This is a genomic window from Flavobacterium fontis, from assembly GCF_900129405.1.
GTDB lineage: Bacteria > Bacteroidota > Bacteroidia > Flavobacteriales > Flavobacteriaceae > Flavobacterium > Flavobacterium fontis.
Genome location: NZ_FQVQ01000002.1, coordinates 61,802 through 81,248, shown reverse-complemented (window position 1 = coordinate 81,248; position 19,447 = coordinate 61,802). Strand labels below are relative to the sequence as shown.

Genomic DNA, 19,447 nt, shown 5'->3' with positions numbered 1-19,447 from the left:
TCATGGTACAACAGGAAAGTAGATTAAAAGTTGCGGACAATACAGGTGCTAAAGAAGTACTAACCATCCGCGTATTAGGAGGAACGAAACGTCGTTATGCCTCTGTTGGAGATAAAATTGTAGTTTCTATCAAAGATGCCACACCAAACGGAAACGTTAAAAAAGGTGCGGTTTCCACTGCAGTTGTTGTACGTACCAAAAAAGAAGTACGTCGTGCTGATGGTTCTTACATCCGTTTTGATGATAACGCTTGTGTATTGTTGAATGCGGCAGGTGAGATGCGCGGTACACGTGTTTTTGGTCCGGTTGCTCGAGAGCTTCGTGAGAAGCAATTCATGAAAATTGTATCATTGGCACCTGAAGTGCTTTAATTCGATCAAGAGATGACAAAGATTAAAATTAAATCAGGCGACGTTGTTAAAGTCATTGCTGGTGACCATAAAGGGGCAGAAGGCAAGGTAGTTCGTGTAATCCGTGAGGATAATAAAGCGATTGTTGAAGGAGTCAATATGGTTTCTAAACACACTAAGCCAAGCGCTCAAAATCCTCAAGGAGGTATTGTAAAGAAAGAAGCTCCTATCCATATTTCTAACTTAGCTCTAGTAGATCCTAAATCGAAAGAAGCTACCAAGGTTGGATTCAAGTCTAAAGGAGATAAGAAAGTAAGATTTTCAAAAAAATCTAATCAAGTATTGTAGTTATGGCATATATTCCAAGACTAAAACAAGAATATAAGAGTCGTGTAATCACCGCTCTTAAAGAAGAATTCGGTTACAAAAATGTAATGCAAGTGCCTAAACTTGAGAAAATTGTAATTAGCCGAGGTGTAGGTGCTGCGGTATCGGATAAAAAATTAGTGGATTACGCGGTTGATGAGTTAACTAAAATCACAGGTCAAAAAGCTTTAGCTACTATTTCTAAGAAAGACGTAGCTTCCTTTAAATTACGTAAAGGAATGCCTATTGGTGCTAAAGTGACTTTACGTGGTGAGCGTATGTACGAATTCTTGGATCGTTTGATTACTTCAGCGTTACCTCGTGTACGTGATTTTAGCGGAATCAAAGCCAATGGTTTTGATGGACGTGGAAACTACAACCTAGGGGTTACTGAGCAAATCATTTTCCCAGAAATCGACATCGATAAAGTGAACAAAATTGCCGGTATGGACATTACTTTTGTAACGACTGCCAAAACCGACAAAGAAGCAAAATCATTACTAGCTGAATTAGGTTTACCTTTTAAAAAGAATTAAGTTATGGCTAAAGAATCAATGAAAGCCCGTGAGGTGAAACGCCAAAAAACGGTAGCGAAATATGCTGAAAAGCGCAAAGCGTTATTAGAAGCTGGAGATTACGAAGGGTTACAAAAATTACCTAAAAACGCCTCTCCTGTTCGTTTACACAACCGTTGCAAATTAACGGGTCGTCCTCGCGGATATATGCGTCAATTCGGTATTTCACGTGTAACTTTCCGTGAAATGGCCAACCAAGGCTTAATTCCAGGAGTGAAAAAAGCGAGCTGGTAAGCAACTAAAAGTTTAATTGGTTAAAGGTTCGCTGAGCATAGTGTTCAGCGAAAACCATAACCGCAAATTCATACATATGTATACAGATCCAATTGCCGATTTTCTTACGAGAATTAGAAATGCAGCAAAAGCCAATCACAAAGTGGTTGAGATTCCTGCTTCTAATATGAAGAAAGAAATCACCAAAATTTTATTTGATCAAGGGTATATCTTAAGCTATAAGTTTGAAGATACTACCGTTCAGGGTACCATCAAAATCGCTCTTAAGTACGATAAGGATACTAAAGAGTCGGTGATTAGAGATATCCAAAGAATTAGTAAACCAGGTTTACGTAAATATGCAGGTGCTACAAAATTACCCCGAATCTTGAATGGTTTGGGTATTGCTATTGTGTCAACGTCCAAAGGGTTGATGACCGGTAAGCAAGCGCGCCAGTTGAATGTGGGTGGTGAAGTTATTTGTTACGTATACTAATAAAAAGGGAAACGATGTCAAGAATAGGTAAAAGCCCAATTACGATCCCAGCGGGAGTAGAGGTAACTCTAGGCGAAGGTGTGATTACAGTAAAAGGAAAATTAGGTCAACTTACACAGGAGTTCTCAGACGTAACTGTAAAAGTTGAAGGTGATCAAATCACAGTTGAACGATCATCTGATTATAAAGATCAACGCGCAAAACACGGTTTATATCGCTCTTTAATCAATAACATGATTACTGGAGTTTCAACTGGTTTTACGAATGAATTAGAACTAGTAGGGGTAGGATATCGTGCTTCTAATGCAGGTCAAAAATTAGATCTTGCTTTAGGATATTCGCACAATATCGTTTTAGAAATTGCACCAGAAGTTACGGTGGAAACAATTTCTGAAAAAGGTAAAAACCCTATTGTAAAACTTACCTCTTACGACAAACAGCTTTTAGGTCAAGTAACGGCGAAAATTCGCGGTTTCCGTAAGCCTGAGCCATACAAAGGAAAAGGTATCAAGTTTGTAGGTGAAGTATTAAGAAGAAAAGCAGGTAAATCAGCTTAAAAATAAAGGTTATGTCATTATCAAAATCGGAAAGAAGACAAAGAATTCAGTTCAGAATCCGTAAGATTGTCAAGGGTACTGCTACCCAACCCAGACTTTCGGTATTCAGAAGTAATAAAGAAATCTATGCCCAGCTCATAGACGATGTGAATGGTGTTACTTTATTAGCTGCTTCATCGCGCGAAAAAGGAGTAGATTTCAAAGGTACAAACGTGGAAATTGCCGAGCAAGTTGGAAAACTTTTGGGTGAAAAAGCGTTAAAAGCAGGTGTTGAAACTATCGCATTCGATCGTGGTGGTTATTTATACCATGGACGTGTTAAATCATTAGCAGATGGCGCTAGAGCCGCTGGACTTAAATTCTAATCGTTATGTACAAGTACAAAAATATCGAACTAGTAAAACCCAGCGGACTTGAGTTGAAAGACCGTTTGGTGAGTGTAAATCGTGTTACGAAAGTAACCAAAGGAGGTAGAGCATTTGGTTTCTCCGCTATCGTCGTTGTAGGTGATGAGCATGGTGTAGTAGGTCACGGTCTTGGGAAATCCAAAGACGTTTCTGAAGCCATTGCCAAAGCTGTAGAAGATGCTAAGAAAAACCTAGTGCGTATCCCTCTTAGTGGTCACTCTGTACCTCACGAACAAAAAGGAAAATACGGAGGAGCTCGCGTTTACTTAATGCCTGCTTCACACGGTACCGGGGTTATTGCCGGTGGTGCTGTTCGTGCCGTTTTGGAATCGGTAGGTGTTCACGATGTATTGTCAAAATCGCAAGGATCCTCAAACCCTCACAATGTGGTAAAAGCTACTTTTGATGCATTGCTTCAAATGCGTAGTGCAGCTACTGTTGCCAAACAAAGAGGAGTGTCTTTGGATAAAGTTTTTAAAGGATAATTCGCTTAAAGTATGGCAAAGTTAGTAGTAAAACAAGTTAGAAGTCAAATCAACTGTCCTCAATCTCAAAAAAGAGGTTTGGTTGCTTTAGGTCTTCGTAGAATAGGACAAGTTGTGGAACATGAGTCAAACCCAGCTATCCTTGGAATGATAAATAAAGTTAAACACTTAGTTTCCGTTGAGGAAGTTAAATAACAAGATACGTTATGAATTTAAGTAACTTACAACCAGCAGCGGGTTCTACGCACAACCAAAACAAAAGAGTAGGTCGTGGAGAAGGTTCCGGAAAAGGAGGTACTTCAACGCGCGGTCACAAAGGAGCTAAGTCTCGTTCTGGTTACTCCAAAAAGATTGGTTTTGAAGGAGGTCAGATGCCACTTCAACGTCGTGTACCCAAGTTTGGTTTTAAAAATATCAACCGAGTAGAGTATCAAGGTGTAAACTTAGACACGCTTCAGGCTTTAGTTGATAATGGTTTGGTTACCGATACTGTAGATTTTACCGTGTTGGTTGAAAACCGTTTGGCAACTAAAAACGAATTGGTAAAAATTCTAGGTCGCGGCGAGTTAAAGGCTAAATTGAAAGTAACTGCTCACAAATTTACAGCTACGGCTAAAGCAGCAATCGAAGCTGCTGGTGGTGAGGCTGTAACTTTATAATACGTTAACTTTATGAAGAAGTTTATTGAATCCATTAAGAGTGTTTGGAAAATAGAAGAGTTGAAAAACCGTATCGTTTTCACCCTAGGCTTGCTTTTGGTGTACCGATTTGGGGCTCACGTTACACTTCCAGGTATTGATGCCAATCAGTTGGCCAACCTAGCGGGTCAAACCGATCAAGGGTTGGGTTCTATTTTGGACATGTTTACCGGAGGCGCCTTCTCTAAAGCATCTGTTTTTGCTTTAGGTATTATGCCTTACATCTCTGCATCAATTGTTGTTCAATTAATGGGGATTGCAATTCCATATCTTCAAAAGTTACAGAAGGATGGCGAAAGCGGTCGTAAAAAGTTAAATCAAATTACCCGTTGGTTAACCATAGGGATTACCTTATTGCAAGGCCCAGGGTATATTTACAACCTTTACCAAACCATTCCTTCCAGTGCCTTTTTACTAGGATTTGATTCATTTGCATTCTTATTCTCATCTGTATTAATCTTAACGACAGGGACAATTTTTGCCATGTGGTTGGGTGAAAAAATTACCGATAAAGGAATAGGAAACGGAATCTCATTGTTAATCATGGTCGGAATTTTAGCGCGTTTGCCACAAGCTTTGATTCAAGAATTCTCGTCTCGTGTAACCAATAATAATGGAGGACCAATGTTGTTGGTTTTCGAAATTATCATTTGGTTATTGGTGATTATCGCTTGTGTCTTACTGGTTATGGCAGTTCGTAAAATTCCGGTGCAATATGCACGCCGAACGACTACAGGTGATTTTGAACAAGACGCCAACGGAGGAAATCGTCAATGGATTCCATTGAAATTGAATGCCTCTGGGGTAATGCCAATCATTTTTGCTCAAGCAATTATGTTTATCCCTGGTGTCGTGGCTGGTTTATCAAAATCCGATGTTTCCCAATCCATTGCGGGTACTTTCAGTAATATCTTTGGATTATGGTATAATGTTGTTTTTGCTTTGCTAATCATCATTTTCACGTACTTCTACACCGCAATTACAGTACCAACCAACAAAATGGCTGATGATTTGAAACGTAGTGGTGGTTTTATCCCTGGTGTGAAACCTGGTGTTGAAACTTCCGATTACTTAGATCGTATTATGTCTTTGATTACGTTTCCAGGGTCGTTATTCCTAGCGTTGATTGCTGTATTCCCTGCGATTGTAGTGAGTATGGATGTGCAACAGTCTTGGGCCATGTTTTACGGTGGAACTTCGTTGATCATTATGGTAGGTGTTGCCATCGATACAATTCAACAGATCAATACGTATCTATTGAATCAACACTATGACAGTTTGATGAAAAGTGGTAAAAATAGAAAAGCAGTAGCTTAATTTTTATGGCAAAACAATCAGCAATAGAACAAGACGGATCCATCATTGAAGCATTATCCAATGCGATGTTCCGAGTAGAGTTAGAAAACGGGCATGTTGTAATTGCTCATATTTCCGGAAAAATGCGTATGCATTACATCAAGTTGTTGCCTGGCGACAAAGTGAAGTTGGAAATGAGTCCTTACGATTTATCCAAAGCAAGAATCACTTACAGATACTAAAGTTATTAAAAAATGAAAGTAAGAACATCAGTTAAAAAAAGAAGCGCAGAATGTATCATTGTGCGTCGTAAAGGAAGATTGTACGTTATTAATAAAAAGAATCCTAGATTTAAACAAAGACAAGGATAATTATGGCAAGAATAGCAGGGGTAGATATACCTAAAAATAAAAGAGGGGTAATTGCTTTGACCTATATCTTCGGAATTGGGAAAAGCAGAGCTAGCGAAATTTTAGCAAAAGCTAATGTTAGCGAAGACAAAAAAGTTCAAGATTGGAATGATACCGAAATCGGAGCAATCCGTGATGCGGTTTCCTACTACAAAATTGAAGGGGAATTACGTTCAGAAACTTCCTTAAACATCAAACGTTTAATGGATATTGGTTGTTACCGTGGAATCCGTCACAGATCAGGACTTCCATTACGCGGTCAACGTACTAAAAACAATTCTCGAACTAGAAAAGGTAAGCGCAAAACTGTTGCTAACAAGAAGAAAGCAACTAAATAATAAGTAGTATGGCTAAAGCAAATACAAAAAAACGCAAAGTAATTGTTGAATCATCTGGTGAAGCTCATATTAACGCTACTTTCAACAATATCATCATTTCGTTAACCAACAAAAAGGGAGAAGTAATCTCTTGGTCATCTGCCGGTAAAATGGGTTTCCGTGGTTCTAAAAAGAACACGCCTTATGCGGCACAAATGGCTGCTGAAGATTGTTCAAAAGTTGCCTTAGAAGCTGGTTTAAAGAAAGTGAAGGTATATGTTAAAGGGCCAGGTAACGGTAGAGAATCTGCTATCCGTTCCATCCACAATGGAGGAATTGAAGTTACCGAAATCATTGATGTTACACCAATGCCTCACAACGGTTGTCGTCCACCGAAAAGACGTCGCGTTTAATTTTAAAGTATAACTCGGATAGAATACAGATTATCGGAGGATTTGACCTGAATTCATAATCTCTATCCCAAATAAAAAGTAAAATGGCAAGATATACTGGTCCAAAAACTAAAATCGCTCGTAAATTTGGTGAAGCGATCTTCGGAGACGATAAAGCCTTCGAAAAAAGAAATTACCCTCCAGGACAACATGGTTTGGCTAAAAAGAGAGGTAAAAAATCAGAATACGCAGTACAATTGATGGAAAAGCAAAAAGCGAAGTACACGTACGGTATTTTGGAAAAACAATTCCGTAACTTATATGAAAAAGCATCTGCTGCTTCTGGAGTAACGGGTGAAATCCTATTACAATTGTGCGAAGCGCGTTTAGACAATGTTGTATACCGTATGGGTATCGCTTCTTCACGTCGTGCAGCACGTCAAATCGTTTCTCACCGTCACATTACCGTTAACGGTGAAGTGGTAAACATCCCTTCGTACCACTTAAAACCTGGCGATAAAATTGCGGTGCGTGAGAAATCAAAATCATTAGAATCAATCGAACGTTCATTAGCTAACTCCTCAGCTGTTTACGAGTGGATTACTTGGAACAACGATACTAAAGAAGGAACTTTTGTTTCTGTCCCTGCCAGAATTCAAATTCCTGAGAATATCAAAGAACAATTGATCGTAGAGTTGTACAACAAATAATAACTGACACCTGTCGAAATTATGGCATTATTTAATTTTCAAAAACCAGACAAAGTAATCATGATCGATTCTACCGATTTTGAAGGTAAGTTTGAATTCAGACCTTTAGAACCGGGATATGGATTGACTGTGGGTAACGCACTGCGTCGCGTGTTGCTATCCGCTTTAGAAGGTTACGCAATTACTTCTGTAAGAATCGAGGGTGTTGAGCATGAGTTTTCAACGATCTCTGGTGTTGTGGAAGATGTAACCGAAATCGTTTTGAATTTGAAGCAAGTTCGTTTCAAACGTCAAATCGAAGATATCGATAATGAGTCGGTAACTGTTTCCTTGACTGGAAAAGACCAAATTACTGCGGGTGATTTCCAAAAATTCATCTCCGGTTTCCAGGTTTTAAATCCAGAATTGGTGATCTGCAACCTTGATTCTAAAGTTAATTTCAATATTGAATTAACGATCGAAAAAGGTCGTGGCTATGTTCCCGCCGAAGAAAATAAAAAACAAAATGCTCCATTCGGTACGATCTATATTGACTCTATCTTTACCCCAGTAGTCAATGTAAAATATGCCATCGAAAACTTCCGTGTGGAACAAAAAACCGACTACGAAAAGTTAGTTTTCGAAATCAAAACCGACGGTTCAATCAATCCGAAAGATGCTTTAACAGAAGCAGCTAAAGTTTTGATCCACCATTTTATGCTTTTCTCTGACGAGCGTATTACGTTGGAAGCTGACGAAATCGCACAAACCGATACGTATGATGAAGAATCCCTTCACATGCGTCAGTTGTTAAAAACAAAATTGGTCGATATGGACTTGTCTGTTCGCGCCCTTAACTGTTTGAAAGCGGCTGAAGTGGAAACCCTAGGCGATTTGGTTTCGTTTAACAAACATGATTTGATGAAATTCCGCAACTTCGGTAAAAAATCGTTGACCGAATTGGATGAGTTGGTAGCCAACAAAAACCTAACGTTCGGAATGGATTTATCAAAATATAAATTAGATAAAGACTAGTGCTTTATTGCGTAAAAAGATTTTAAAATGAGACACGGAAAAAAAGTAAATCACTTAAGTAGACAAAGCGGACACAGAAAGTCGATGTTGGCGAATATGGCTTGTTCTTTAATTGAGCACAAACGCATTAACACGACGGTTGCGAAAGCGAAAGCACTAAAAGTATTCGTTGAACCATTGATCACTAAATCAAAAGAAGATTCTACCCACAATCGTCGTATCGTTTTCTCGTATTTGAGAAATAAATATGCCGTTACAGAATTGTTCCGAGATGTAGCTGCCAAAGTAGGGGATCGTCCTGGAGGATATACTCGTATTATCAAATTAGGAAACCGTTTGGGCGATAACGCTGATATGGCAATGATCGAGTTGGTAGACTTCAACGAATTGTACAACGGAGGTAAAAAAGAGGAGAAAAAAGCAAAAAGCCGTCGTGGTGGTAAAGCTAAAAAAGCTGAAACTGCTGCTCCTGCTGCTGAAACTGCTCCTGAAGCACCTCAAGCAAGTACTGAAGAAACCGCTGAAAATGCAGAATAATTCATTTTTTGAATTAACTATACTAAAGGATGAACCTACGGGTTTGTCCTTTTTTTTTGTTTAAAAAGTTTGATAAAAGAATTTTTACATCCCAAAGTGAAATCCTAATTTTGCCCTCAACAACACAACACTATGAAATATACCACGCGCCCTCAAGCCCTTTTGCTTCTTGCAGACGGAACCCTTTTTTACGGAAAATCTATTGGAATTTCGGGAACTACTTTTGGTGAAGTTTGCTTCAATACCGGAATGACAGGATATCAAGAAGTTTTTACCGACCCTTCGTATTTCGGGCAAATTATGGTGACCACCAATGCGCATATCGGAAATTATGGGGTAAATGCTTCGGAAGTCGAATCTGATCAAATAATGATCTCGGGCTTGGTGTGTAAAAATTTTAGTTTCACCCATTCGCGTCCCGATTCGGAAAGTGATTTGTTTACCTATTTTGAAAAACAAAATGTCGTCGCTATTTCCGATGTTGATACCCGAGCTTTGGTAAGTTATATTCGTGATCATGGCGCTCAAAATGCTGTAATTTGCACCGATGGAACTCCCGTCGACGAACTCAAACGCCAATTGGCTTTAGTGCCTGATATGAAAGGACTCGAGTTGGCCTCAAAAGTTTCTGCAACAAAACCCTATACGTTTGGTGCTACGGAGGCAACCTATCATATCGCCGCTTTAGACTTGGGCATAAAACGCAATATCCTCCGCAACTTAGCACAAAGAGATTGTTGTATCCATGTCTTTCCGTATGATACTCCCTTTGAAACGTTAGCGTCCCTTCAGCCTGACGGTTACTTTTTGTCCAACGGTCCTGGTGATCCCGATCCCTTAGTACAAGTACAAGAAACTGCGCGACAAATGATTGCCTCCAACAAACCTGTGTTTGGGATTTGTTTGGGCCATCAAATTCTAGCTTTGGCCAATGGTGTACCTACCTATAAAATGTTTAATGGACATCGGGGTATAAATCATCCCGTGATGAATATATTGACAGGGAAAGGGGAGATAACTTCACAAAATCATGGCTTTGCTGTCGATCGCGAAGCTTTAGAAAACCATGCTGATTTGGAAATAACCCATTTTCATCTCAACGATCAAACCGTGGCAGGGATGCGAATGAAGTCGAAACCTTGTTTTTCCGTACAATACCACCCCGAAGCAAGTCCAGGACCACACGATGCCTCTTATTTGTTTGATCAATTTATAGAAGCGATTCAGCAGGCAAAATCGGTTAACGCTTAATCGTTATTGGTGAATTTTTCGTAAAGATCTTCAAATTCAATATTGTTTTTTAAGAACTGACTGTTTGTAACGTACCAGCGGTTTACTAATTCACTTTTTTTGACTTGTATCGCATAGAGCGTGTCAAAAAAAGTGTTTTTTATTTCGTTAAAACGACGCACTTCTGCATTATAGTCTTCCACTTTGATGGGAGTGTTGTTTTCAAGAAAACTCTTTTTAATTTTTTGAAAATCTTCATAAACCGTCACGTATTGCTGAAACAAGGGAAGTAACGTTTCGTTCTGATTTTTTATAAAATGAATAAACTCAACATTAGCTTCAATCAAACTCTGATCCTCGTAATCGTTCTTATATAAGTCTGTTTTGAGCAACGACTCTTGCAACACCCCACTCATGAAGGTCATGCACTCTTGAACTTGGTCAACGGAACGGAATTTCAATAACGCCATTAATTTGTCATCCAACACGTTAATCTTATAAAAAATTAGATTTTGATACGCATTATATTCAAAAACATTGCGTTTATTGAAGCTGCGAATAAGTATACGATGCTTTAACCCGAAGGCTTTCTTGGCCGTTTCATACGCTAAGATATCTTTGTAATAATTTGCAATTTGATGTTCTTTGTACGCAAAATTTTTGAAGATATCGGCATAATCCAAGCCACTTTGTATCGCGTAATCGTTTAATTTGAGCGATTTGTTTTTTAATAATTCAATGGTTTTGGTATTCATTTGAATAAATGCATCCCGTAAAGCCACATCGCCATCAATCCCAATGTCATTCCGAAGAAGATTTTCATTGATATCTTCTAATTTGTTGTAAATCCGCTCCATCGTTGCACTAATCCTAGAGTCTGGAGTAAAATCAATAATGGATTTTGAATACTCCATCAAGGATTCTTTAACAAACAATTCGTTTTTTCCAAAATCATTAATGTAGGCTTTGGCATTGCGGTAATGTTGTCCCATCAGCAATGAGGAACAAAAACATAGCAACAACATCGATTGGAGGCGTAGGGTTTTCATGGGTTCACTTGTTTTAGTTAAAAAACGGTATAAAAATACAAACTGAAATTTAGCTGTGCAATTTTTTACTCGATAAAAATACAAAAAAATACGATAAAATAACAAATAGATAACAAAAAGTAAGAAAATACTTTTTAATAGTATTGTCGACGACTGTTTCTTCATTCCAGCTATTTTTTTCTGATTCGCAATCGATTGAGTTTATAAGTTTTTGAGGAATTCAAACTTTGGTTCCCCTTGATTCTTTAATTTTGTAAAAAGAACATTGCATAACTATTAAATTCCTATTAGCATGAGTATTATCATTAAAGTACATGCGCGTCAAATTTTAGACTCTCGTGGAAATCCTACCATTGAAGTGGATGTTGTAACCGAAAATGGTGTTTTAGGTCGCGCTGCCGTTCCTAGTGGTGCTTCAACTGGCGAGCATGAAGCGGTTGAGTTACGTGACGGTGGCAAAAATTACCTTGGAAAAGGCGTTTTGAAAGCAGTTGAAAATGTCAACACCAAAATTGCACCAGAACTTGTAGGGACTTCTGTTTTTGAGCAAAATAGTATCGATAAGGCTATGATCGATTTGGATGGAACCGCCAACAAATCCAATTTAGGAGCCAATGCTATTTTAGGGGTTTCACTCGCCGTAGCTAAAGCGGCTGCCAACGAATTGGGCTTGCCTTTATACCGTTACGTAGGAGGTGTTTCTGCACATACCTTGCCTGTACCGATGATGAATATCATTAACGGAGGGTCGCACTCCGATGCCCCTATTGCTTTCCAAGAGTTTATGATTATGCCGGTAAAAGCAAAGTCATTTACGCATGCGATGCAAATGGGTACCGAGATTTTTCATCATTTGAAAAAAGTGTTGCACGACCGTCATCTTTCTACAGCGGTAGGTGATGAAGGTGGATTTGCACCCAATTTGGCAGGGGGTACTGAAGATGCCTTAGACTCGATTAAAGTTGCTGTTGAAAATGCAGGATACATCTTTGGGGAAGATATCAAAATCGCCCTAGACTGTGCCGCTTCTGAGTTTTATGTCAACGGAAAATACGATTATACCAAATTTGAAGGCGCCCACGGAAAAGTGCGTACTTCAGAAGAACAAGCAGATTATTTAGCTTCCTTGGCTTCAAAATATCCGATTGTATCGATTGAAGACGGGATGTATGAAGACGATTGGGACGGATGGAAAATGTTGACCGAGAAAATTGGAGATAAAGTACAATTGGTAGGCGATGATTTGTTTGTAACCAATGTGGAGCGTTTGGCTACCGGTATCGAAAAAGGGATTGCCAATTCAATTTTGGTAAAGGTAAACCAAATCGGAACCTTATCGGAAACCATCGCAGCAGTAACCATGGCCCATAATGCAGGGTATACCTCTGTAATGTCACATCGTTCGGGAGAAACTGAAGATACTACGATTGCCGATTTAGCCGTTGCACTCAACTGCGGACAAATCAAAACGGGTTCGGCTTCTCGTTCCGATCGTATGGCCAAATACAATCAATTGTTGCGCATCGAGGAGGAATTGGCTGAAACCGCATATTTCCCAGGTGAAAAAGCTTTTAAGCAACGATAAGTTGTTTTTAATTTCATAAACGAGCCCTATCACAAGTGTTGATGGGGCTTTTTTTATGCAAATTCTCGTCTTGTCCCCGCAATTGCTCATTGAGTTGAAGCGCATGTGAAGATTTGTTTATCTTTGATTTCTTACATAAAAAAGCATGCGTAACGGATTTATTGTCGGTTTTTTACTTCTATTTTTCTGGGTTGGTGCACAACCTCAGAGTGCCGATAGTTTGCAACAGGTATTGCGCAAAGAAAACAATCCTGTTGAGCGGTTACGTTTATTGAATGCCCTATCCGATGCCTACAAACCCGCAGCTCCCGAGTCCATGCGAACCTATGCCTTGCAAGCCCAAAAGTTAGCGGTACAACTGGGCGATCATGTGCAAGAGGGCTATGCCTTAATTAGTTTGGGCAACGCCGATGTGTTGCAGTCCAACTACAAAAGAGCACTGCGCTATTTTCAACAGGCGAAATCTATTTTTGAAACCGAGAATCAAACGCTACCCTCCGTTAAAATTGGTATGGCCAAAGCGCTCGGGAGTCTGGGAATAATCTTCTCAGAGCAAAGTAATTACACCAAAGCGCTTGAGTTTTATTTAAAAGCGGTAACCATTTATGAGCAGTTAAACGAACCCGAACGATGCGCGCGTTTGTACAATAATATCGGTGTACTCTATCAATCGCAACAGGCTTATGGCAAGGCACTGACCTATTTTACAAAAACCGAAAAGTTGTTAAAAGATCCCAATGATCCTGTTTTGGGAGTGACGTATACCAACATTGGCAATGCATTGGTGGGTCAGAAACAGTATACAAGTGCCGCTTCGTATTACCAAAAAGCCCGATTAATTTTAGAGAAAAATCAAGACGCCCGCGGGTTGGGGGAATTGTTCAATAATCTTGGATTGCTCTACCAAAAGAAAGGTCAAAAAGCTGAAGCCATCAAAGCCTGGCAATCGGCTGAGCAAACATTTACGGCGTTTGGGGAATCTTTTGGCTTGGGCGATACCTACTTTTATCTCGCTCAATTTTGGCAAACGGAAAAGCAAACCGATAAAGCCCGTTTTTATGCGCAAAAAACTTTAGCCTTAGCCCGTCAAAATGAAGTCTTGGAGCAACAAATGCTGGTTGAGAAATTGTTGAGTGAAGTAGCCGAAAAAGAAGGCGACCTCAACGGGGCATTTCGTCATTACAAATTGTATACTTCGCTCAAAGACAGTATTCAAAATGCGGCTTCCATCCGGAAAGGCGTCGAAGCTGAACTAAATTTTGAATTTGACAAACGCAATTTGTTGCAAAAAGAAGCCTTACTAAAGAAAGACTTGCTATTACAAGAAACCGCAAAGCGAAATCGCCTGCAATTGGTGTATTCGGTTTTAATTGCCGTCTTGTTGTTTGGATTGGGTTTTTTGTGGTACAATCGTTTACAAATCAAGAAAACATTGACACTCCAAAAAGAGTTGGCCGAATACGAACAAAAAGCCTTGCATTTGCAAATGAATCCCCATTTTGTATTCAACTGTTTGGGGTCGATTTCTAGTTTTATCGTCAATAACGGAAAAGAATCTGCGGTAAAATATTTGGCTAAATTTTCAAAATTAATGCGTTTGACGCTCGAGTTTTCAAAAGAATCCTTAATTTCGGTAGATAAAGAAATTGATGCGCTTCAAAATTATTTGGAATTGGAGCAATTGCGTTTCAATTCGATCTTTGAATTTACCATTGAAAAGTCGGATGATATTGAAGATAACATGGGGATTCCTCCATTACTCATCCAGCCTTTTGTGGAAAATGCCTTGATTCACGGCATTGTGCCAAAGAAAAATGCAGGGTTGATTACCATCCGCTTTGATTTGGACGCCGAACAATTGAGGTGTACCATTGCCGATAACGGGATTGGAATCACAGCCTCACAAAAAATAAAAGCCCAGTCGGTATCGGTGCATAAATCGATGGCTATCGAAATTATCCGAATGCGCTTAGAAAAAATAGCCTCTACGACAGGAAAGACTGCGGGAGTTGAAATAAAAGAATTGTCCTCACAAGGGACGGTATCGGGAACCGAAGTAATTTTGAGTATCCCTATTCAATTTATAGCACAATAGTATGAAAATAACCGCCCTTTTAATCGACGACGATCCAAACCTTCGCAGTGGTATGCGCGGTTTGTTGTCTATGGTTGCTCCCGAAGTAGAGATTGTGGCCGAAGCCGACGATGTAACTTCTGGAGTCGCTGCGATTGAAAAGTGGCAGCCCCAAGTTATCTTTTTAGATATCCAACTCAACGACGGAACTGGGTTTGATGTACTTGAGCATTTTACAAAAAACAATACCGTATTGCGAAGCCAAGTGGTGTTTATTACCGCTCACGAGCAATATGCGGTGAAAGCATTTCGGTTAAGTGCCCTAGATTATTTGCTCAAACCGGTTGATCCGGATGAGTTGAAATCGGTGGTCGAAAAGTTGAAAAAATCACAAAATGAGACTACAGGTATTTCGCATGTCGAATTGTTACTAGAGAATATCAAACGGCAAACAAACAATTTTAAACGCATAGCCCTCACAAATTCTGATGGTATCCATTTGTTTGAAATCGCCGATATTATTCGTTGTGAAAGTGAAGACAACTATACCACTTTCTATATTCGAAACAATAAGCCTGTCTTGGTTTCACGCACTTTAAAAGAGTTTGAAGAGTTATTGCGAGACCACGGTTTTGTTCGAATACATCAGTCCCATTTGATTAATTTGACCTTTTTGAAGAGTTATGTCAAAAAAAATGGAGGCTATGTAATCATGGCCGATCAAACCCATTTGCCCATTTCACAACGAAACAAGGAACGCTTGCAAGAATTGATAACCAAAACATTATAACGGCATAGGATATGAAGAAAATTTTATTCTTCTGGTTAAGCTTGGGTACACTTACCCTCGGAGCACAAACGGTTGTGATTCCCGATGCTGTATTGAAGAATAAGTTGGTAAGTACTTCTTGTGCTGATTTTAATGATGATGGTATTTATGATGGTGATGTCGATACGAATAATGATGGTGAAATTCAAGTCAGTGAAGCGCAAGTTGTATTGCGTTTAAAACTGAACAATACCAGTTTACCCAGTCCCAATGCCTTTACAGATGCTACGGGATTGAATGCCTTTACGGCTTGTCGGGAATTGAATGTAGCCTTTAATCAAATTACCCAGTTTGATGCTGTTATGCCAGCGCTTGAAATTTTAAAAATAAACAACAATGCGCTAAATACACTTACACTCAACGGGCTAGGGTTTTTAAATGATTTAGATTGTTCGCAAAACAATTTGAATGCCTTGGATTTACAACCCGTTGCGTTGCTAGAATCCCTCCGTGCTGATTTTAATCCGCTGGGGACGGTTAATTTGGAATTTACTCCAGCGCTTTCCTTTTTGTCGTTGCAAGGTTGTAGTCTTTCGGGCCTTAATTTGTTGTCGACGCCAGCCCTATTGTTTTTAAAATTATCGGATAATTCCTTTACGCCAAATCTTGCAGCTTTGGTGAATTTGAAAACCCTTATCGCTCGAAATATGGGGTTGCAAAATTTAGATCTAACCTCAAACACCAACTTATTGAGTGTAGATCTCAGTCAAAATAGCTTTGCCACTTTTGTGTTTCCCTTGGCGCCGAGTTTAAATTCGGTTACCATGTCCAACTGTGCCAATTTATCTTCGCTCAACCTTAATAATGTAAAAGGGCTTACATTTTTGGAATGTAATAACAATCCTTCCTTACAGTTTATTTTTGCCAAAAATGGACAAGTTACCTATCAACAATTGACGTTGTCAAGTTTGCCCAGTTTACAATATGTTTGCGCCGATGCATCTGCCTTTGATGACTTTCAGATTGCTTTGGGCGCTTCCACCGTTCCCGTTAACGATTTTTGTACAATACCGCCAGGGGGGAATTACAACACGCTCCGCGGGACAGCTCGATGGGATGCTGGTCAAAATGGATGTGATTCAAATGATTTTCCGGTTCGTTATTTAAAACTTAAAGCCGAAGGAGGGGCGAATTATGCCACCTTTACGGCTAGCGATGGGTCGTTTGCATTGTTTCCCAATACGGGCCTCAATTACACGCTTTCTCCTTGGGTAGAAAATACTGTAAATACGGCAGTTACACCCTCGCAACAAACCATAACTTTTTCGCAAGTAAATGGGCAAGAGCAAATTGTTGATGTGTGTTTGGCACCCAACGGCGTATATCACGATGTAGAAGTAGCGGTAGCTCCTCTTTATTTATTTCAGCCAGGAACTACCAATACCTTAGTCGTCGTTCTTCGAAATAAAGGCAACCAAGTGTCTCAAGGAACATTTTCCTTAAGTTATGATGCGACACGCTGTACCTATCTCAATGCCACAGTGGCGCCAAATCAGAGTGGGGGGGGACTTTTAACGTGGAATTACACAGGGTTATCCCCTTGGGCGACGCAAACGGTTTATGTACAATTGGCCGTCAATGCCGAAACCGATGCGATTCCTGTATTGGTGGGTGATTCGTTGCCTTTTCAAGCCACAGCGAGCTCTGTCGATAGTGACCAACAGCCCAATGACGATTCGTTTGTGACAGAACAACCTGTTATTGCTTCTTTTGAACCTAACTCATTGTTGTGCTTGCAAGGCACTCAGTTGCCAACCGCAGCTATTGGGTCGTATTTGCATTATATGATTAATTTTGAAAATACAGGAGCGAGTCAAGCGGCGCAAGTAGTGGTTCGATTAGAAATAAACGGGACCGAATTTGATGTTGATTCTTGGCAAATGCTCGATACATCAGCACCTACGATAGTTCGTCAAAAGGACGAATTAATTGATATCTTTTTTCCGAATTTACAAATCGATACCGGGGGGCATGGCAATGTATTGATGCGAATTCGTTCCAAAGATTCTTTGGGCAATGGAGACGATGTGAATAGCCGTGCTGATATTTTCTTTGACTACAATCTTCCTTTAAATACAGGTATTACACAAACGGTTTATCAAGATTTGAATTTGCCTGAAACTCCCGATACTGTAGGGATAATTCTAGCGCCCAACCCTGTAGGCGATGTGGTAAACCTTTATGCGTCGGCTTCGATTAAAAAAATTGAAGTATACGACAGTCAAGGACGTTTGTTGCACATCCGATATACCCAAGGATTACAAGATTCGCTTGATTTTCAACAAAAAGCTTCGGGAGTATATTGGATCAAAGTGGAGACCGAAAACGGTACCGCTGTAAAAAAACTGATCAAGAACTAAATCCATGTCGTGCAGTTTTTTCCTGAGAATAAGTGCTGGTTTTCAGTCCGTCGTCCAGCTATATTAATCTTGCAAAATTTATTATTTATTTAACGAAAACGTTGGATATTTTCCTTTTTAGTTCGTGGTTAATTCCCTAATTTTGTTAAATTATTATTTATCAGATTTAATTTCCTATTTATATTATGTCAAAAACAGCGATATTAGAAATTGATGGCAAGAAGTATGAGTTTCCCATGATCGTAGGAAGCGAAAATGAAGCCGCCATTGACATTGAAAAGTTACGTGCTTTAACGGGGGCTATTACGTTGGACCCAGGGTACAAAAATTCAGGTTCTTGTGAGAGTAAAATCACTTTTCTCGATGGGGAAGAAGGGATTCTTCGTTACCGAGGGTATGCCATTGAAGAGTTGGCCGAAAAGGCAAGTTTTTTAGAGGTGTCCTATTTGTTGATTTTCGGTGAGCTTCCAACGCGTGCTCAACTCAATCAATTTGAAGACGATATTCGTAAATATACTTTGGTCAATGAGGAAATGAAAAACATCATCGATGGGTTCCCAAAAACAGCACATCCTATGGGCGTTTTGGCTTCCTTGACCAGTGCGTTAACCGCTTTCAATCCGAAGTCGGTTGATCCCCATGATGACAAGGAAATGTATATCGCTGTGTGTAAAACCATGGCGAAGTTTATCGTGATTGCTACATGGACCTATCGTAAATCAATGGGCTTCCCATTGAATTATTACGACAACACGAAAGGCTACGTAGAGAATTTCATGCGATTAATGTTTGAATTGCCTACGGGTCCTTATCAATCCGATAAAGTCATCGTAGAAGCATTAGATAAATTATTCATTTTGCATGCCGACCACGAGCAAAACTGTTCCACTTCAACAGTTCGAATCGTAGGTTCTTCACATGCAGGTTTATTTGCTTCGATTTCTGCAGGAGTTTCTGCTTTATGGGGTCCTTTACACGGAGGTGCCAACCAAGCGGTTTTGGAAATGTTGGAACAAATTAATAATGACGGTGGCGATGTAGCGAAGTATGTTTTGAAAGCTAAAGATAAAGATGATCCTTTCCGATTAATGGGCTTTGGACACCGCGTTTACAAAAATTTTGATCCTCGTGCAAAAATTATCAAAAAAGCGGCAGATGAAGTATTAGCAAAACTAGGAGTCGATGATCCACTACTGGATATCGCCAAACAGTTGGAGCAAGTAGCCTTGGAGGATGATTATTTCAAATCACGCAATCTATATCCTAATGTAGATTTCTATTCGGGGATTATTTACCGCGCATTAGGGATACCCACTGAAATGTTTACCGTAATGTTCGCCATTGGACGTTTGCCTGGATGGATTGCCCAATGGAAAGAAATGCGCATCAACAAAGAACCTATTGGAAGACCCCGTCAAGTGTACACTGGGTATGCTTTGCGTCCCTTTGTTCCAGTCGATCAACGATAATTCATTCAAAAAGACTCTCCTTATGGGG

At 39.7% G+C, this 19,447-nt stretch carries 25 protein-coding genes; 24 read left to right on the top strand and 1 reads right to left on the bottom strand.

Annotated elements, in window-relative coordinates; translation table 11 throughout:
• Positions 1-2 precede the first annotated feature (2 nt).
• The 19 genes from rplN (at position 3) to carA (ending at position 10,074) form a co-directional block, all read left to right on the top strand.
• Positions 3-371 carry a 50S ribosomal protein L14 gene (gene rplN, locus BUC17_RS02555; RefSeq protein ID WP_007803649.1) on the top strand — a complete coding sequence of 123 codons (369 nt, stop codon included), beginning with the start codon at positions 3-5 and terminating at the stop codon, positions 369-371.
• 12 nt (positions 372-383) lie between these two features.
• A complete protein-coding gene (gene rplX, locus BUC17_RS02550) occupies positions 384-698 on the top strand; it encodes a 50S ribosomal protein L24 (protein WP_073361305.1) in 315 nt (104 codons plus the stop codon).
• 2 nt (positions 699-700) lie between these two features.
• Positions 701-1,252 carry a 50S ribosomal protein L5 gene (gene rplE, locus BUC17_RS02545; RefSeq protein ID WP_073361303.1) on the top strand — a complete coding sequence of 184 codons (552 nt, stop codon included), beginning with the start codon at positions 701-703 and terminating at the stop codon, positions 1,250-1,252.
• 3 nt (positions 1,253-1,255) lie between these two features.
• The gene (gene rpsN, locus BUC17_RS02540; protein ID WP_073361301.1) at positions 1,256-1,525 is read left to right on the top strand and encodes a 30S ribosomal protein S14; all 270 of its coding nucleotides are present in this window, start codon (positions 1,256-1,258) and stop codon (positions 1,523-1,525) included.
• 76 nt (positions 1,526-1,601) lie between these two features.
• Complete coding sequence (rpsH, locus tag BUC17_RS02535) at positions 1,602-2,000, top strand: 30S ribosomal protein S8 (protein WP_073361299.1); 399 nt, start codon at positions 1,602-1,604, stop codon at positions 1,998-2,000.
• Positions 2,001-2,014: 14 nt separating this feature from the next.
• The gene (gene rplF / locus BUC17_RS02530) at positions 2,015-2,557 is read left to right on the top strand and encodes a 50S ribosomal protein L6 (protein ID WP_073361297.1); all 543 of its coding nucleotides are present in this window, start codon (positions 2,015-2,017) and stop codon (positions 2,555-2,557) included.
• 11 nt (positions 2,558-2,568) lie between these two features.
• Entirely contained in the window at positions 2,569-2,922 is a 354-nt protein-coding gene (rplR, locus tag BUC17_RS02525) for a 50S ribosomal protein L18 (protein ID WP_073361295.1), read from the top strand.
• A gap of 5 nt (positions 2,923-2,927) precedes the next feature.
• Positions 2,928-3,449 (top strand): 30S ribosomal protein S5, encoded by a 522-nt coding sequence (gene rpsE / locus BUC17_RS02520; protein ID WP_073361293.1) that lies wholly within the window; start codon positions 2,928-2,930, stop codon positions 3,447-3,449.
• A 12-nt stretch (positions 3,450-3,461) separates the two neighbouring features.
• Entirely contained in the window at positions 3,462-3,644 is a 183-nt protein-coding gene (gene rpmD / locus BUC17_RS02515) for a 50S ribosomal protein L30 (protein ID WP_073361291.1), read from the top strand.
• 11 nt (positions 3,645-3,655) lie between these two features.
• Positions 3,656-4,108, top strand: coding sequence for a 50S ribosomal protein L15 (gene rplO / locus BUC17_RS02510; protein WP_073361289.1), 453 nt, complete (start codon positions 3,656-3,658; stop codon positions 4,106-4,108).
• A gap of 12 nt (positions 4,109-4,120) precedes the next feature.
• Entirely contained in the window at positions 4,121-5,464 is a 1,344-nt protein-coding gene (gene secY / locus BUC17_RS02505; RefSeq protein WP_073361287.1) for a preprotein translocase subunit SecY, read from the top strand.
• A gap of 5 nt (positions 5,465-5,469) precedes the next feature.
• Positions 5,470-5,685 (top strand): translation initiation factor IF-1, encoded by a 216-nt coding sequence (gene infA / locus BUC17_RS02500; RefSeq protein ID WP_026714631.1) that lies wholly within the window; start codon positions 5,470-5,472, stop codon positions 5,683-5,685.
• A 12-nt stretch (positions 5,686-5,697) separates the two neighbouring features.
• Complete coding sequence (gene ykgO / locus BUC17_RS02495) at positions 5,698-5,814, top strand: type B 50S ribosomal protein L36 (protein WP_073361285.1); 117 nt, start codon at positions 5,698-5,700, stop codon at positions 5,812-5,814.
• A 2-nt stretch (positions 5,815-5,816) separates the two neighbouring features.
• Positions 5,817-6,191: a 30S ribosomal protein S13 gene (gene rpsM, locus BUC17_RS02490; RefSeq protein WP_073361283.1), complete on the top strand. Its 375-nt coding sequence runs from the start codon at positions 5,817-5,819 to the stop codon at positions 6,189-6,191.
• Between the two features lie 8 nt (positions 6,192-6,199).
• Complete coding sequence (gene rpsK / locus BUC17_RS02485; protein ID WP_073361281.1) at positions 6,200-6,583, top strand: 30S ribosomal protein S11; 384 nt, start codon at positions 6,200-6,202, stop codon at positions 6,581-6,583.
• Between the two features lie 83 nt (positions 6,584-6,666).
• Complete coding sequence (rpsD, locus tag BUC17_RS02480; RefSeq protein WP_073361279.1) at positions 6,667-7,272, top strand: 30S ribosomal protein S4; 606 nt, start codon at positions 6,667-6,669, stop codon at positions 7,270-7,272.
• A 21-nt stretch (positions 7,273-7,293) separates the two neighbouring features.
• Complete coding sequence (locus tag BUC17_RS02475) at positions 7,294-8,286, top strand: DNA-directed RNA polymerase subunit alpha (RefSeq protein WP_073361277.1); 993 nt, start codon at positions 7,294-7,296, stop codon at positions 8,284-8,286.
• 27 nt (positions 8,287-8,313) lie between these two features.
• Positions 8,314-8,823 (top strand): 50S ribosomal protein L17, encoded by a 510-nt coding sequence (gene rplQ, locus BUC17_RS02470; protein WP_073361275.1) that lies wholly within the window; start codon positions 8,314-8,316, stop codon positions 8,821-8,823.
• A gap of 132 nt (positions 8,824-8,955) precedes the next feature.
• Entirely contained in the window at positions 8,956-10,074 is a 1,119-nt protein-coding gene (carA, locus tag BUC17_RS02465) for a glutamine-hydrolyzing carbamoyl-phosphate synthase small subunit (protein ID WP_073361273.1), read from the top strand.
• On the opposite strand, the gene BUC17_RS02460 is transcribed toward carA, so the two are convergent.
• Entirely contained in the window at positions 10,071-11,102 is a 1,032-nt protein-coding gene (locus BUC17_RS02460; protein ID WP_143161694.1) for a hypothetical protein, read from the bottom strand. The two genes, carA and BUC17_RS02460, sit on opposite strands and share 4 nt — an antisense overlap.
• A gap of 292 nt (positions 11,103-11,394) precedes the next feature.
• Here BUC17_RS02460 and eno point away from each other — a divergent pair, with 292 nt between their 5' ends.
• From eno to BUC17_RS02435, 5 genes are all read left to right on the top strand, one after another.
• Positions 11,395-12,687, top strand: coding sequence for a phosphopyruvate hydratase (eno, locus tag BUC17_RS02455; RefSeq protein ID WP_073361269.1), 1,293 nt, complete (start codon positions 11,395-11,397; stop codon positions 12,685-12,687).
• 145 nt (positions 12,688-12,832) lie between these two features.
• The gene (locus BUC17_RS02450; protein ID WP_073361267.1) at positions 12,833-14,782 is read left to right on the top strand and encodes a tetratricopeptide repeat-containing sensor histidine kinase; all 1,950 of its coding nucleotides are present in this window, start codon (positions 12,833-12,835) and stop codon (positions 14,780-14,782) included.
• A gap of 1 nt (position 14,783) precedes the next feature.
• The gene (locus tag BUC17_RS02445; RefSeq protein ID WP_073361265.1) at positions 14,784-15,551 is read left to right on the top strand and encodes a LytR/AlgR family response regulator transcription factor; all 768 of its coding nucleotides are present in this window, start codon (positions 14,784-14,786) and stop codon (positions 15,549-15,551) included.
• An 11-nt stretch (positions 15,552-15,562) separates the two neighbouring features.
• Positions 15,563-17,950 (top strand): DUF7619 domain-containing protein, encoded by a 2,388-nt coding sequence (locus BUC17_RS02440; RefSeq protein WP_073361263.1) that lies wholly within the window; start codon positions 15,563-15,565, stop codon positions 17,948-17,950.
• Positions 17,951-18,135: 185 nt separating this feature from the next.
• Entirely contained in the window at positions 18,136-19,419 is a 1,284-nt protein-coding gene (locus tag BUC17_RS02435) for a citrate synthase (protein ID WP_073361261.1), read from the top strand.
• Positions 19,420-19,447 lie beyond the last annotated feature (28 nt).

What these genes read in the sequence shown, in the direction of transcription:
- carA (WP_073361273.1), top strand. Translation starts at nt 8,956, where the DNA reads ATGAAATATACCACGCGCCCTCAAGCCCTTTTGCTTCTTGCAGACGGA.
- rplO (WP_073361289.1), top strand. Translation starts at nt 3,656, where the DNA reads ATGAATTTAAGTAACTTACAACCAGCAGCGGGTTCTACGCACAACCAA.
- BUC17_RS02435 (WP_073361261.1), top strand. Translation starts at nt 18,136, where the DNA reads ATGTCAAAAACAGCGATATTAGAAATTGATGGCAAGAAGTATGAGTTT.
- secY (WP_073361287.1), top strand. Translation starts at nt 4,121, where the DNA reads ATGAAGAAGTTTATTGAATCCATTAAGAGTGTTTGGAAAATAGAAGAG.
- BUC17_RS02445 (WP_073361265.1), top strand. Translation starts at nt 14,784, where the DNA reads ATGAAAATAACCGCCCTTTTAATCGACGACGATCCAAACCTTCGCAGT.
- rplQ (WP_073361275.1), top strand. Translation starts at nt 8,314, where the DNA reads ATGAGACACGGAAAAAAAGTAAATCACTTAAGTAGACAAAGCGGACAC.
- rplE (WP_073361303.1), top strand. Translation starts at nt 701, where the DNA reads ATGGCATATATTCCAAGACTAAAACAAGAATATAAGAGTCGTGTAATC.
- rplX (WP_073361305.1), top strand. Translation starts at nt 384, where the DNA reads ATGACAAAGATTAAAATTAAATCAGGCGACGTTGTTAAAGTCATTGCT.
- ykgO (WP_073361285.1), top strand. Translation starts at nt 5,698, where the DNA reads ATGAAAGTAAGAACATCAGTTAAAAAAAGAAGCGCAGAATGTATCATT.
- BUC17_RS02460 (WP_143161694.1), bottom strand. Translation starts at nt 11,102, where the DNA reads ATGAAAACCCTACGCCTCCAATCGATGTTGTTGCTATGTTTTTGTTCC.
- infA (WP_026714631.1), top strand. Translation starts at nt 5,470, where the DNA reads ATGGCAAAACAATCAGCAATAGAACAAGACGGATCCATCATTGAAGCA.
- rpsD (WP_073361279.1), top strand. Translation starts at nt 6,667, where the DNA reads ATGGCAAGATATACTGGTCCAAAAACTAAAATCGCTCGTAAATTTGGT.
- eno (WP_073361269.1), top strand. Translation starts at nt 11,395, where the DNA reads ATGAGTATTATCATTAAAGTACATGCGCGTCAAATTTTAGACTCTCGT.
- rpsM (WP_073361283.1), top strand. Translation starts at nt 5,817, where the DNA reads ATGGCAAGAATAGCAGGGGTAGATATACCTAAAAATAAAAGAGGGGTA.
- rpsE (WP_073361293.1), top strand. Translation starts at nt 2,928, where the DNA reads ATGTACAAGTACAAAAATATCGAACTAGTAAAACCCAGCGGACTTGAG.
- rpmD (WP_073361291.1), top strand. Translation starts at nt 3,462, where the DNA reads ATGGCAAAGTTAGTAGTAAAACAAGTTAGAAGTCAAATCAACTGTCCT.
- rplN (WP_007803649.1), top strand. Translation starts at nt 3, where the DNA reads ATGGTACAACAGGAAAGTAGATTAAAAGTTGCGGACAATACAGGTGCT.
- rpsK (WP_073361281.1), top strand. Translation starts at nt 6,200, where the DNA reads ATGGCTAAAGCAAATACAAAAAAACGCAAAGTAATTGTTGAATCATCT.
- rpsH (WP_073361299.1), top strand. Translation starts at nt 1,602, where the DNA reads ATGTATACAGATCCAATTGCCGATTTTCTTACGAGAATTAGAAATGCA.
- rpsN (WP_073361301.1), top strand. Translation starts at nt 1,256, where the DNA reads ATGGCTAAAGAATCAATGAAAGCCCGTGAGGTGAAACGCCAAAAAACG.
- BUC17_RS02440 (WP_073361263.1), top strand. Translation starts at nt 15,563, where the DNA reads ATGAAGAAAATTTTATTCTTCTGGTTAAGCTTGGGTACACTTACCCTC.
- rplR (WP_073361295.1), top strand. Translation starts at nt 2,569, where the DNA reads ATGTCATTATCAAAATCGGAAAGAAGACAAAGAATTCAGTTCAGAATC.
- BUC17_RS02450 (WP_073361267.1), top strand. Translation starts at nt 12,833, where the DNA reads ATGCGTAACGGATTTATTGTCGGTTTTTTACTTCTATTTTTCTGGGTT.
- BUC17_RS02475 (WP_073361277.1), top strand. Translation starts at nt 7,294, where the DNA reads ATGGCATTATTTAATTTTCAAAAACCAGACAAAGTAATCATGATCGAT.
- rplF (WP_073361297.1), top strand. Translation starts at nt 2,015, where the DNA reads ATGTCAAGAATAGGTAAAAGCCCAATTACGATCCCAGCGGGAGTAGAG.